We start from the raw sequence: 12,086 nt of genomic DNA, 5'->3' as shown, positions 1-12,086 counted from the left end.
GCTAAAAGCCGAGGTCGAACAAGGCAAAAGACATCCGATGACCATCCGCCTCCACCGCGGCGACCTGCCCGCGGACTTCGTGGCCTCCCCCGTCGTGGCCATCGACACCGAGACCATGGGCCTCAACCCGTTCCGCGACCGGCTCTGCCTGGTGCAGCTCTCCAACGGCGACGGCAGTGCCGATCTCGTGCAGATCCCGCAGGGCGCCGGCCCCGGCAGCGCGCCCAATCTGGTGCGGCTGCTGACCGACCCGAACGTGACCAAGCTGTTCCACTTCGGCCGCTTCGACATCGCCGTGCTCCAGCACACCTTCAAGGTGATGCCGCAGCCGGTGTGGTGCTCCAAGATCGCCTCCCGGCTGGTACGCACCTATACCGACCGCCACGGCCTGAAGGACCTGCTGCGGGAGCTGCTCAACGTGGACATCTCCAAGCAGCAGCAAAGCTCGGACTGGGGCGCCGCCGACCTCTCCGATGCCCAGCTGTCCTATGCCGCGTCCGACGTGCTGCATCTGCACGCGGTGAAGGCCAAGCTGGAGGACATGCTGGCACGCGAGGGCCGCACCGGGCTCGCCGCCGCCTGCTTCGCCTTCCTGCCGGCCCGCGCCGCCCTCGACCTCTCCGGCTGGGCGGAAGAGGACATCTTCGCCCATTCGTGACCGGCACACGCCGATAAAGGCGTTGCAACCCAGAGGCTTGGGCACGGCCCTTGCCTCGGCGCGCCATTTCGGACACCTTGTGCCCCGCGCGTGGGGCGACGCGCCGGACGCCAGCTTCAGGGGGCGTGCAGCCGACGAGAGGCGCCAGCGGGGCAGGCCCGCCGCCGGAACAGGGCCATGAACCGACACGTGCCGCCACACGATTTCGATGCGCGGGAGGCCGAGGCCTTCACCCCGCCGCCCCCGCCGGACTTCACCAAGGCGCGGCGGCACAGCGCCCGCGTGCGCTGGATCAAGCGGCTGGTGCCGCTCGCCATCATTCTGGCGATTGTCGGCATCGGCACGGTCTCGATCCTGTCCCGGCTCAAGCTGACCATCGACCTGCCGTTCGACATCGGCCACCTCACCCTGTCCGGCTCGCGCCTGACCATGGAGCTGCCCAAGCTCTCCGGCTTCACCGACGACAACCGCGGCTACCGCATCACCGCCAAGACGGCCGTGCAGGATCTCACCCGGCCGGACGTGATCGAGCTTTCCGATATCGAGGCCCGCCTCGAACTCGCCGACAAGGGCTGGGCCAGCGTCAACGCCAAGACGGGCAGCTTCGACACCAAGAAGCAGTTCATCACGCTCGGCGACGGCGTGGACCTCGCCATGAACGGCGGCTACGGCGGCAAGCTGGAAGACGCCGAGGTGGACATCAAGGGCGGCACCATCGCCACCGCCCATCCGGTGGTCTTCACCTATCTCGACGGCAAGCTGGTGGCCGACCGCCTCGACGTGACCGACCGCGGCGCGCGGGCACTGTTCCAGGGCCACGTGCAGCTCGATTTCCGCTTGAACAACCTGCCCGGCCAGAAGCCGGATGGCGCCAGTGCGGGCGCCAGCCCGGCCGGTGCCGCGCCCGCCACCCCTGCGACGACCGCCCCGGCCCGCGCGGCCGATGCGACGCCCGTTGCGGCCCCCACCGCGCCCCCCGCCCCGGCGGCCACCGGAACCGTTACGGTCCCGCCCTCTCCCGCGGCCCCGGCGCTGGCGCCGGCGCCCCTTCCCCCGCGACGCCCGGTCCCTGCTCAATGATGTGTCATGCGACGGCCCTCCTGGGCCGCCTTCCGGTTTCGAGCCTCGCCTTGGCGCTGGCCGCCTTCCTCGTCGCCGGACCGGCTGCGGCGCAGGCGCCCAGCTCCAACGTGCCCAACGCGCTGCAGGGCTTCGCCCGCAACCGCGACCAGCCGGTGCGCATCAATGCCGACGGGCTGGAGGTGCGCGACAAGGACAAGGTCGCCGTCTTCTCCGGCAACGTGCTGGTGACGCAGGGCGACACCACGCTGCGCTCCAAGGACCTGCTCGTCTATTACGAGGGCTCCATGAGCGGGCAGGCCGGCGGTACTCCCCAGGCCGGCACCGATCCGGCGCAGAAGGGCCAGATCAAGAAGCTGGAGGCCACCGGCGGCGTGGTGGTGAAGACCAAGGAGCAGACCGCCACCGGCGACACCGGCGTCTTCGACATGAAGACCAACACCGTCACCATGGTCGGCAAGCCCGTGGTCCTGACCCAGGGCCCCAATGTCATCCGCGGCCAGAAGCTGGTGGTGGACCTCGTGAGCGGCGTCTCGAAGTTCGAGGGAGGCCGGGTGGAGAGCCTCATCGTTCCCGGCAGCTTCAAGGACATGGAGAAGCCCAAGCCCGAACAGGGCGGACAGCAGCCCCCCAAGCGCTGAGCCTCCTTGGCGGCGGTTCCGGCATTTGTCATGCCGCTGTCAAGTAAAATTATTCCCCTTTTGTTTCAACCGGCTAATCCAGCTTTCGCAGAACTGGCAAACGCTCGCGCCTGAAATCGGCCCGCCTCTTGCATGGAGGCGTTGCATCCCCGACTGGGACGTTCTAAACCTTCCAATCTGGGGGCCGGGTTTTCCGGAGGTCGCGTTGAACGTCCTGTCCATGTTCGGCAAGTCGAAGTCTGGGGGAAAGTCCGGCTCGGGCAGCGCCCGCGGCGCGGAGGATGCGCGCGACCACGATCCGAGCAACAGCCCAAGACAGCACGACCCACGTCAGCACGACCCACGCCACCAAAATCTCCCCTACGAGGCGGGCGCACGAGGCGCCCGCGAGTGGGAGGAGGACGATCCGCGCGCCGACGCCGGCTATGACGACCGCACCGCGCTGGACCCCCGCCATCGCGCCTACATGCCCCCCGATGCCACCTATGGCGACGACGCCGATGCGGACGAGGACTATCCCGCATCCTATCCGGGCGACGGGCGGGACGCCCTGCCCTTCAATTCCACCGGGGCGCTGGCCGCCTTCGGCCTCGCCAAGTCCTACGGCGGCCGCAAGGTGGTGAAGGACGTGAGCATGAACGTCCGCCGCGGCGAGGCGGTGGGCCTGCTCGGCCCCAACGGCGCCGGCAAGACCACCTGCTTCTACATGGTGACCGGCCTGGTGAAGGCCGATGCCGGCCGCATCGAGCTGGACGGCCACGACATCACGCCTTTGCCCATGTATCGCCGCGCTCGCCTCGGCGTCGGCTACCTGCCGCAGGAAGCCTCCATCTTCCGGGGCCTCTCGGTGGAGGACAACATCATGGGCGTCCTCCAGGTGTCGGAGCCCAACCGGGCCCGCCGCCGCGAGGAGACCGAGGCGCTGCTTGAAGAGTTCAAGATCACCCACGTGCGCAAGTCGCCCTCCATCGCCCTGTCGGGCGGCGAGCGGCGGCGCCTGGAGATCGCCCGCGCCCTCGCCACCAAGCCGGCCTTCATGCTGCTGGACGAGCCGTTCGCCGGCATCGACCCCATCGCTGTGGGCGACATCCAGGCGCTGGTGCGCCACCTCACCTCGCGCGGCATCGGCGTGCTCATCACCGACCACAATGTGCGCGAGACGCTGGGCCTCATCGACCGCGCCTACATCATCCATTCCGGCGCCGTGCTGATGGAGGGCGATCCGGAAGCCATCGTCTCCAGCCCCGACGTGCGGCGGCTCTATCTGGGCGAGGAGTTCCGTCTGTGAGCACCGCGCCCGCCATCGCCATTGAGGGGGCCGCATCATGGCGATGAGCCCCAAGCTGGAGTTCCGGCAGAGCCAGTCTCTGGTGATGACGCCGCAGCTCATGCAGGCCATCAAGCTGCTGCAGCTCTCCAACATGGAGCTGGTGGCCTATGTGGAGGCCGAGCTGGAGCGCAATCCGCTGCTCGAGCGCATCACCGAGGGCGACGCGGGCGGACCCGAGCCGCAGCCCGAGGTGCGCGAGACGCGCGGCGAGGAGATGGCACGCGGCGGGCTCGACGGCGAGCCGCCCCCGACGAGCGACTGGACCGGCCAGGACAATGAGCAGAGCCGGGCCGCCATGGAGACCCGCCTCGACACCGACCTCGGCAACGTCTTCCCCGACGATGCCCCCGCCGACCGCGGCGTCGCCGGCGGCGGCTCCACCGCCTCCAGCCCCTCCATGGGCGAGTGGAGCGGCGGCGGCGAGCGCGGCGACGACTACAATCCCGAAGCCTTCCTCACCGCCGAGACCACGCTCGCCGACCATCTGGAGGCGCAGCTCGCGGTGGCGGTGAACGATCCTGCGCGCAAGCTCATTGGCATCAACGTCATCGGCCTCATCGACGAGACCGGCTATTTCACCGGCGACCTCGACCTGCTGGCCGAGCAGTTCGGCGTGCCGCGCGCCGAGGTGGAAGCGGTCCTCAAGCTGATCCAGACCTTCGAGCCGTCCGGCGTGGGCGCCCGCAACCTCGCCGAATGCCTCGCCATCCAGCTACGGGAGCGCGACCGCTTCGACCCCGCCATGCAGGCGCTGGTGGCCAATCTCGAACTCCTCGCCCGCCATGACCGCAACGCGCTCAAGCGCATCTGCGGCGTGGACAACGAGGACCTCGCGGACATGATCGGCGAGATCCGCCGGCTTGATCCCAAGCCGGGACTGGCGTTTGGGTCCGGCGTGGTCCACCCGCTGGTGCCGGACGTCTATGTGCGCCCCGGCGCCGACGGCACCTGGATCGTGGAGCTGAATTCCGAGACCCTGCCGCGGGTGCTGGTGAACCAGAGCTACCACGCCACCGTGGTGAAGCACGCCAAGTCGCAGGAGGAGAAGAGCTTCCTCGCCGACTGCCTGCAGAGCGCGAGCTGGCTCACCCGTTCCCTGGACCAGCGCGCCCGCACCATCCTGAAGGTGGCGAGCGAGATCGTGCGCCAGCAGGACGCCTTCCTGCTGCACGGCGTGCGCTTCCTGCGGCCGTTGAACCTGCGCACGGTGGCGGATGCCATCGGCATGCACGAATCCACCGTCTCGCGCGTAACGTCCAACAAATACATCTCGACCCCGCGCGGCGTGGTGGAGATGAAGTTCTTCTTCTCCTCCGCCATCTCCGCCTCGGGCGGCGGCGAGGCCCACTCCGCGGAATCGGTGCGCCACCGCATCAAGACGCTCATCGAGGCCGAGGCGCCGGAGGATGTGCTCTCCGACGACACTTTGGTGCAGAAGCTGAAGGACGAGGGCATCGACATCGCCCGCCGCACGGTCGCCAAATACCGGGAGGGCATGAACATCCCCTCCTCCGTCCAGCGCCGCCGCGAGAAGATGGCGATGCGCAGCGAGGCGAGCTGAGGGGCGGTTCGCCGCGCCCACAAAGGCCAGCGGCGTTGACTTTCCGGGCCGTGGCGTATATCGCACCACCTTCGCGTGGGCCAATGGGCCTGCATCCCGAAAAACCGACCGAAGAAGCCCGTCCATGAGGCGTGGCTGAACACGAAAGCGAGACAAGAATGTTCGCGGTCATCAAGGCAAACGGCAAGCAGTATCGCGTTGCCGCCGCCGACCAGATCACCATCGACCACCTCGACGCCGAGGTCGGCTCCGTCTTCACCTTCCCGGTGCTGATGCTGAGCGGCTCCTCCGTCGCCATCGGCGCGCCCCATGTGGACGGCGCCACCGTGACCGGCGAGATCGTCGAGCACACCCGCGGCGACAAGGTGATCGCCTTCAAGAAGCGCCGCCGGCAGAATTCCCGCCGCAAGCGCGGCTTCCGCGCCGACCTCACCGTCGTGCGCATCACCGAGATTTCCGGCCTGGGCGAGAGCGTCAAGGCTGACGCCGCCGGCGTCGGCGCCTGATCGAGAACGAGGAGAGCAACAATGGCTCATAAAAAGGCAGGCGGCTCGTCCCGTAACGGTCGCGATTCCGATGGCCGCCGTCTTGGCGTGAAGCGCTTCGGCGGCCAGGACGTCATCGCCGGCAACATCATCGTGCGCCAGCGCGGCACCAAATGGCATCCCGGCACGAACGTGGGCATGGGCAAGGACCATACCCTCTTCGCGCTCATCGAAGGCAAAGTGTCCTTCAGCACCAAAGCCAACGACCGCACCTACGTATCGGTCGTTCCTGCCGCCGCCGAGGCGGCCGAATAAACGGCGAGACCTGATAAATGCAGGATCCCGCCGGTCTCGTCGATCCGGTGGGCGCCTGAGCAGGCCTCTCAACGCTCAGACACGAACCGGGGAGACGGGACAACCCTCTCCCCGGTTTTTCTTCGTCTGTGCCCTTGAGGAGCCCGCCATGACCCTGTGTGAGACACCGTCCGGAGCGCCGCTCGCGGAGAGCTGTATCCCCGTCCTCGAAACCGAGCGGCTCGTGCTCCGCGCGCCGCATATCGAGGACGTCGCTGCCGTCGCGGAGCTTGCCAACAACCGCCGGATCGCGGAGATGACCGCGAACCTGCCGTTTCCCTACAAGTCCTCCGACGCCCACGCCTTCGTCGAGACGCTGGCCGCCGTGCCCGATTCCGCCACCTTCGCCGTCTTCCTCAAGGGCGAGGGGCGGATGTCCTTCGTCGGCATGGTCAGCTACGGCCGCCGCCCGCCCGAGCCCGCGCCGGAGATCGGCTACTGGATCGGCGAGCCGTTCTGGGGCCGCGGCATCGCCACCGAAGCCGTCCGCGCGGTCATCGACTACGCTTTCTCGGAGACCGGGGTCGCGCTCCTCCTCGGCTCGGCGCGCGTGGTCAATCCGGCGTCGCGCCGGGTGCTGGAGAAGTGCGGCTTCCAGTGGTCGGGCGTCGGCCTGTGCCGGGTGAAGGCGCTGCGCGCCTCGGTGCCGGTGGACCAGTTCCAGCTCGAGCGGCGTACCTGGGCCTCCATCCGCGCCTGGGGCTCCACCGCCCTTCCGCAGCATCGCGCCACCCACTGACGTTACGTCCCGTGCGCCCCGCTGCCCGCCGCATCTTGCGCGGCGCGGCGGGGCGCGCCATCAGGGGGCACGTCATCTCATCGGGGCCGCCGCCATGTCGAAGAAGCACGAGAAGCACGAGAAGCACGGCGAGGATCTGCCCTATCGCCCCTGCGTGGGGCTCTGCGTGTTCAATGCCGCCGGCAAGGTGTTCGTCGGCCGGCGCCTCGGCGGGCCGGAGCATGTGGACGCCACCCATTCCTGGCAGATGCCCCAGGGCGGCATCGACAAGGGCGAGGAGCCCTATGCGGCCGCCCTGCGCGAGCTTTACGAGGAGACCTCCATCCGCTCGGTGACGAAGCTGGGCGAGGTGGAGGAGTGGCTCTCCTACGATCTGCCCGGCCGCATCGCCGGCGAGGCCTGGAAGGGCCGCTACCGGGGCCAGACGCAGAAATGGTTCGCCCTGCGCTTCACCGGCGCCGACGGGGAGATCGACATTCTTCGCCCCGGCGGCGGCCAGCACAAGCCGGAATTCATGGACTGGCGCTGGGAGGACATCGACGCGGTGGTGGACCTCATCATCCCGTTCAAGCGCGATGTCTACATCGAGGTGGTGAAGCAGTTCCGCCGTTTCGCGAAAGGCTGAACCTTATCCGGCCTAGGGGTGCGCGCTGTGCGCGTGCCCAGCGAGGTCGGGCGGAAACAGCCCGGCCTGGAAGCAGGTGCTCATGTGCTCCACCTTGGCGATGGCCCGCGCCGCCGCCACCTGATCCAGCACCTCCGCCGCCGTCTCCCTGAACAGCGCCACCCAGCGGGTGAAATGCTCGGGCTTGAGCTGGAGCGGGATGTGGGCCGCGAACGGCATGCCGGAATAGCGCGCCGTGCCGAGCAAAGTGCGGGACCAGAAGTTCTGCACGATCTGGTAATGCCCCTCCCAGTCGGGGATGGCGCGGGCGAAGACCGGGCCGAGCAGCGGGTCGGCGGCGGCGCGGCCATAGAAGCTTTCCACGAGCTTTTTGAGATCGTCCTCGGTGACGGAGAGCGGCGCGCCCGGCTGCTCGTTCAGCCCGCCCAGCCCAGCGCCGCGATCCTCCACCAAAGCAGCGAGTTCCGGTGCGGCCGGGGCCTTGCGGTGCTCCACGTTCAGCGGCGGATCGAAGCGGGAGACGATGTCGCGCAGCGTGTGCGCGCGCACCCGTGCCATGGGGCGGTCGAGCACGAACAGCCCGTCCGCCACCCCCGCCTCCCTCGGACTCGCTGCACGGAAGGCGGCCATCGCGGCCGCCATGTCCTCCCCCTCGCCCACATAGAGCGGCAAGGGCCGGCCAGCGATGGAGCGGGTGAGAATGAACAGGCCGGGGCGGGCCGGCGCGGCCTCGGCGGCGGCGAAGGCGTAGCCGGCGAAGTCCGTTGTCGCCCTCTCGGTGACGTCGCTCATGGCTTCTTCTCCGGAGCGACGGGCGCAGCCTCCGGCGCGTCCGTCTCGATCACGCGCAGAACCGGGCCGCGCAGCGGGTTGGCGCGCTTCTGCCCGGTCTTCTGCCACGGCGGCAGGATGCGGATCATGGTGCCGGGCACGATGCGCGGCATGATGGGCGTGTTGCCCTTGTCCCACTTCATGGCGGGCACCTGCTGGATGACTGTTATATACGGACGGTACGAACGCCCCGGCCGCGATGCAAGGGCCGCCCGGCCTCCACTCCGCTCATTTGTTGGGCTCGCCTGAAATTCAGGCGAAATGCGCCGGTCCCTCGTCCGCCGCGCTCCCGGCCTCCGGCAGCCAGATGGAGAAGACGGCGCCCGATCCCGGCGGGCTTTCCACCGCCATGGTCCCGCCCGCGCGCTCGATGAGCGTGTAGCTGATGGAGAGGCCGAGCCCGGTGCCGCCTTGCGGCTTGGTGGTGAAGAAGGGATCGAACACGCGGCCGATCCGATCCTGGGAAATGCCCGTGCCGGTGTCCGCCACCTCGATGCCCACGCCCGTCAGCCGGCCGTGCGTCTCATCCCGCGTGGTGACGGTGAGGGTGCCGCCCTGCGGCATGGCGTGGACGGCGTTGACCATCAGGTTGATGAGCACCTGCTGCAATTCCACCCGGTTCATCATCACAAGGCGGGTTGCGGCGTCGGTGCGGGCGACTTGGATCTCGCTGCGCGAAAGCAGGTGCTGCACCAGCAGCAGGGCATCGCCCACCACCTCGCCGGGCGCCACCGGATCGAGATGGCCGGCGAATTCGGCGGGGCGTGCGAACTGCAGCAGCTTGGAGACGATTACGTTGATGCGGTGGACCTGCTGGTCGATGAGGTTGAACTCGGTCCGCACCGGCCCCGCCGCGCTTCCCAGCACGTCGCGCGCCACATCCAGATTGCCCTGGATGACCGCCACCGGATTGTTGATCTCGTGCGCGACGCCCGCCGTGATCTCGCCGATGGCGGCGAGCTTTTCGGACATGACGAGCTGGCGCTGGGTGGCGGCCAGCTCGGCGTTGGCGTCTTCCAGCTCCTGCGTGCGCGCGGCGACGCGACGGTCCAGCTCCTCGGTCCACCGGCGCAGCTCCGCGTCGCGCTCCTGCAGAAGGTCCAGCATGTCGTCGAGATGATGGGCGACGCGGCCGATCTCGTCCGAGGTGGCGGGAACACCGGTCCGGGCGGACAGGGTGCCGCCCTCCACCGCCGAGATGGTGGCGTTCATCGCCTCCAGCGGGCGGAAGATGGCCGCCGCCCAGCGCAGCAGGACGGGAATGGCCACCATGGCCACCAGCAGGAAGCCCACCGCCACCGCGGCAAGGCTCGCCCGCTTGAGCGCGAGGAACGGCGCCTCGAGGAAGCCCACATAGAGCATGCCGATGCGTTTGCCGTGGCTGTCCACCACCGGCTCGTAGGCGGAGATGTACCAGTCGCTCACCACGAAGGCCCGGTCGAGCCACACGCGCCCCTCGCCCAGCACCGCGTTCCGCACCTCCTGCGAGACGCGGGTGCCGAGCGCACGCCGCCCCTCGAACAGGCGGACATTGGTGGACACGCGCACGTCGTCCACAAACAGGGTGGCGGTGCCGGCCGAGCCCTCGGGCAGGCTGCCGGGGCGGTAGACGAGATCGTTGATGGTGTCGATGAAGTCGAGGTTCTGGTTGAGCAGCACGCCGCCCACCAGCGCCGCCCGCGCTCCACCCGGCATCTCCACCGGCGTGCCGGACTGCACCACCATGCCCCGGTCCTCCGCCTCCCGGCTGGTGGGCACGGCGCCGGGGGTGGGCACGAGGGCGATATGGGCACGCGCCGCCAGCTCCGGAGAGAGGCGTTCCAACTCCTGCGGGCCGAAGATGTCGATCTCGGTGGAGGCGGTGCCGGCAAGCGCCCGGCGCTCCACCGGCCACATCTGGCTCGCCTCGCGCGCGGCGCCGGCGGGCGCAGCGGCGAGGCTGTGGCCATCGGCATCGATGAGATAGAGGAAATCGAGCCCCATCATCTTGCGGCGGGCATCGAGGAAGGCCGCAAGGGCGGCGTTGTCGCCTGATGCAGTGATGCGGGCGAAGGCGACGGAATCGCCCAGCGCATGCAGCGTTTCGTCGGAGCGCTCCCGGAGCCGGTCGAGATACTGGCGGGCGATGGTGAGGTCGCCATTGACCTTGGAGATGAGCAGCCGGTCGAACTGCCGCGTCCACCAGGTGACCACCAGCGCCAGCACCGCCGGCAGAATGATGAGCGTCGGCAGAAGCGCGATGGCGAGGAGCCGCATGCGCACCGAGCGCAGCCGGGCGAGGACGCCGTGCGGCGGATCAACGGCCTTTTTCGCCGCCTCAGCCATTCCAGGCCTTCAACTTGCGGTCCAGCGTCTTGCGCGAGACCTTGAGGCGGCGAGCCGCCTCGGCCCGGTTGCCGCCGGCCTCGGCCAGCACTTTGAGCATGTGCGCCTTCTCCACCGCGTCGAGGGCGACACCGGGAGCATCCTCCTCGTCGACGCCTTCGGGCACCACGTCGCGCGGGAAGTCGCCGAGGATCAGTGAGCGCTCGATCACGTTGCGCAGCTCGCGCACATTGCCGGGCCAGGGATAGCGGGTGAGGAAGGCGAGCACCGGAGCGGTGAGGTCGAGGGGCGGCACGCCGAGCCGCGCGCTCAGTTCGGCGATGAACAGGCGAGCGAGCGGCGCCACGTCCTCCGGACGCTCGCGCAGGGGGGCGAGGTGGATGTTCACCACATTGAGCCGGTAATAGAGATCCTGCCGGAAACGGCCGGCGGCCACCTGTGCCGTGAGGTTGGCATTGGTGGCGGCGACGAGGCGCACGTCCACCGGGACTTCCCGCTCGGCCCCCACCGGGCGCACCTTCCTGTCCTCGATGACGCGCAGCAGTTTCGACTGCATGGCGGGCGGCAGCTCGCCCACCTCGTCGAGAAAGAGCGTGCCGCCCTGGGCGTAGAAGAACAGCCCCTCGCGGGAGGAGGCGGCGCCGGTGAAGGCGCCCTTGAGGTGGCCGAACAGCTCGCTCTCGATGATCTCCGGCGCGATGGCCGCGCAGTTCACCGGCACGAAGGGCTTGGCCGCGCGGGCCGAGACGGCGTGCAGAGCGCGGGCGGTGACTTCCTTGCCGGTGCCGGATTCTCCCGTGATGAGCACGGTGGAGGGCATGGGGCCGACGCGCTCGATCATGGCCCGCACGGCGCGGGTCGAAACGCTGTCGCCGGCCATCAGCGGCGCGGCGGCGCCGGGCATGGCCTTCAGTTCGCGGCGGAGCACGAAATTCTCGCGCATCAGCCGGCCACGATCGAGACAGCGGGCGATGGCGTTGAGGATCTGGTTGGAGCGGAACGGCTTCAGCACGAAATCGGCGGCGCCGGCCCGGAGCGCGGTGATGGCGGTCTCCAGATCCGCGAAGGCGGTAATCAGGATCACGTCGCGGTAGAAGCCGGAGCCGCGCAGTTCCTCCAGCCACTGCAGTCCGGTGCGCCCGGCCATGATGTTGTCGAGGATGATGAGGTCGAACGGCGCCGCCTCAAGGAGCCGCGAGGCGGTGGCGACATCGGGGGCCTCGGCCACGTGGCGGCAGCGCGTCTGGAGCATCCGCACCAGGAAGTTCCGCATGCCCGGCTCGTCGTCCACCACCAGGATGGAGGCGCCGGCGAGATGCGGGCTGAAGGCGACATCCTCCGACGCCTCGGAGCCACCCTGCGCGGCGGGATCGGGGATGGAAGGGGGCATAGGGGGCATGGGCTATCGGCCGTCCGTCTCGGACCCTCGCCGGCACGCGACAAAGGCCGTCCGCGAA

General features: G+C 69.1%; 13 protein-coding genes. 9 read left to right on the top strand and 4 right to left on the bottom strand.

Features of this window, described 5'->3' with window-relative positions:
* The first annotated feature begins 37 nt into the window (after nucleotides 1-37).
* The 9 genes from ACT54R_RS24450 to ACT54R_RS24410 all read left to right on the top strand — a co-directional run bounded on the left by ACT54R_RS24450 (nucleotide 38) and on the right by ACT54R_RS24410 (nucleotide 7,473).
* Nucleotides 38-658, top strand: coding sequence for a ribonuclease D (locus ACT54R_RS24450; protein ID WP_476331338.1), 621 nt, complete (start codon nucleotides 38-40; stop codon nucleotides 656-658).
* A gap of 177 nt (nucleotides 659-835) precedes the next feature.
* Nucleotides 836-1,738: a hypothetical protein gene (locus tag ACT54R_RS24445; RefSeq protein WP_476331335.1), complete on the top strand. Its 903-nt coding sequence runs from the start codon at nucleotides 836-838 to the stop codon at nucleotides 1,736-1,738.
* Nucleotides 1,735-2,379 (top strand): LptA/OstA family protein, encoded by a 645-nt coding sequence (locus tag ACT54R_RS24440; protein WP_476331333.1) that lies wholly within the window; start codon nucleotides 1,735-1,737, stop codon nucleotides 2,377-2,379. Before ACT54R_RS24445 ends, ACT54R_RS24440 begins: the two co-directional genes overlap by 4 nt.
* A gap of 205 nt (nucleotides 2,380-2,584) precedes the next feature.
* Nucleotides 2,585-3,667, top strand: coding sequence for an LPS export ABC transporter ATP-binding protein (lptB, locus tag ACT54R_RS24435; RefSeq protein ID WP_476331330.1), 1,083 nt, complete (start codon nucleotides 2,585-2,587; stop codon nucleotides 3,665-3,667).
* Between the two features lie 37 nt (nucleotides 3,668-3,704).
* Nucleotides 3,705-5,270 carry an RNA polymerase factor sigma-54 gene (rpoN, locus tag ACT54R_RS24430; protein ID WP_168457230.1) on the top strand — a complete coding sequence of 522 codons (1,566 nt, stop codon included), beginning with the start codon at nucleotides 3,705-3,707 and terminating at the stop codon, nucleotides 5,268-5,270.
* A 158-nt stretch (nucleotides 5,271-5,428) separates the two neighbouring features.
* On the top strand, nucleotides 5,429-5,776 hold the full coding sequence (rplU, locus tag ACT54R_RS24425) for a 50S ribosomal protein L21 (protein WP_476331326.1): 348 nt from the start codon (nucleotides 5,429-5,431) through the stop codon (nucleotides 5,774-5,776).
* Nucleotides 5,777-5,797: 21 nt separating this feature from the next.
* The gene (rpmA, locus tag ACT54R_RS24420; protein ID WP_168457227.1) at nucleotides 5,798-6,070 is read left to right on the top strand and encodes a 50S ribosomal protein L27; all 273 of its coding nucleotides are present in this window, start codon (nucleotides 5,798-5,800) and stop codon (nucleotides 6,068-6,070) included.
* A 148-nt stretch (nucleotides 6,071-6,218) separates the two neighbouring features.
* Complete coding sequence (locus tag ACT54R_RS24415; protein ID WP_168457226.1) at nucleotides 6,219-6,848, top strand: GNAT family N-acetyltransferase; 630 nt, start codon at nucleotides 6,219-6,221, stop codon at nucleotides 6,846-6,848.
* A gap of 94 nt (nucleotides 6,849-6,942) precedes the next feature.
* The gene (locus ACT54R_RS24410; protein ID WP_476331322.1) at nucleotides 6,943-7,473 is read left to right on the top strand and encodes an RNA pyrophosphohydrolase; all 531 of its coding nucleotides are present in this window, start codon (nucleotides 6,943-6,945) and stop codon (nucleotides 7,471-7,473) included.
* Between the two features lie 12 nt (nucleotides 7,474-7,485).
* Here ACT54R_RS24410 and ACT54R_RS24405 read toward each other — a convergent pair whose 3' ends face one another.
* From ACT54R_RS24405 to ACT54R_RS24390, 4 genes are all read right to left on the bottom strand, one after another.
* Nucleotides 7,486-8,265: a group III truncated hemoglobin gene (locus ACT54R_RS24405; protein ID WP_476331319.1), complete on the bottom strand. Its 780-nt coding sequence runs from the start codon at nucleotides 8,263-8,265 to the stop codon at nucleotides 7,486-7,488.
* Nucleotides 8,262-8,447 carry a hypothetical protein gene (locus ACT54R_RS24400; protein ID WP_476331316.1) on the bottom strand — a complete coding sequence of 62 codons (186 nt, stop codon included), beginning with the start codon at nucleotides 8,445-8,447 and terminating at the stop codon, nucleotides 8,262-8,264. Before ACT54R_RS24400 ends, ACT54R_RS24405 begins: the two co-directional genes overlap by 4 nt.
* Before the next feature lie 109 nt (nucleotides 8,448-8,556).
* Nucleotides 8,557-10,629 carry a sensor histidine kinase gene (locus ACT54R_RS24395; protein ID WP_476331313.1) on the bottom strand — a complete coding sequence of 691 codons (2,073 nt, stop codon included), beginning with the start codon at nucleotides 10,627-10,629 and terminating at the stop codon, nucleotides 8,557-8,559.
* A complete protein-coding gene (locus ACT54R_RS24390) occupies nucleotides 10,622-12,019 on the bottom strand; it encodes a sigma-54-dependent transcriptional regulator (RefSeq protein WP_476331400.1) in 1,398 nt (465 codons plus the stop codon). Before ACT54R_RS24390 ends, ACT54R_RS24395 begins: the two co-directional genes overlap by 8 nt.
* Nucleotides 12,020-12,086 lie beyond the last annotated feature (67 nt).

The sequence above is a fragment of the Xanthobacter sp. DMC47 genome (assembly GCF_056313845.1).
The sequence above is the reverse complement of the archived record's forward strand: the minus strand, read 5'-3'. Positions and strand labels throughout refer to the sequence as shown.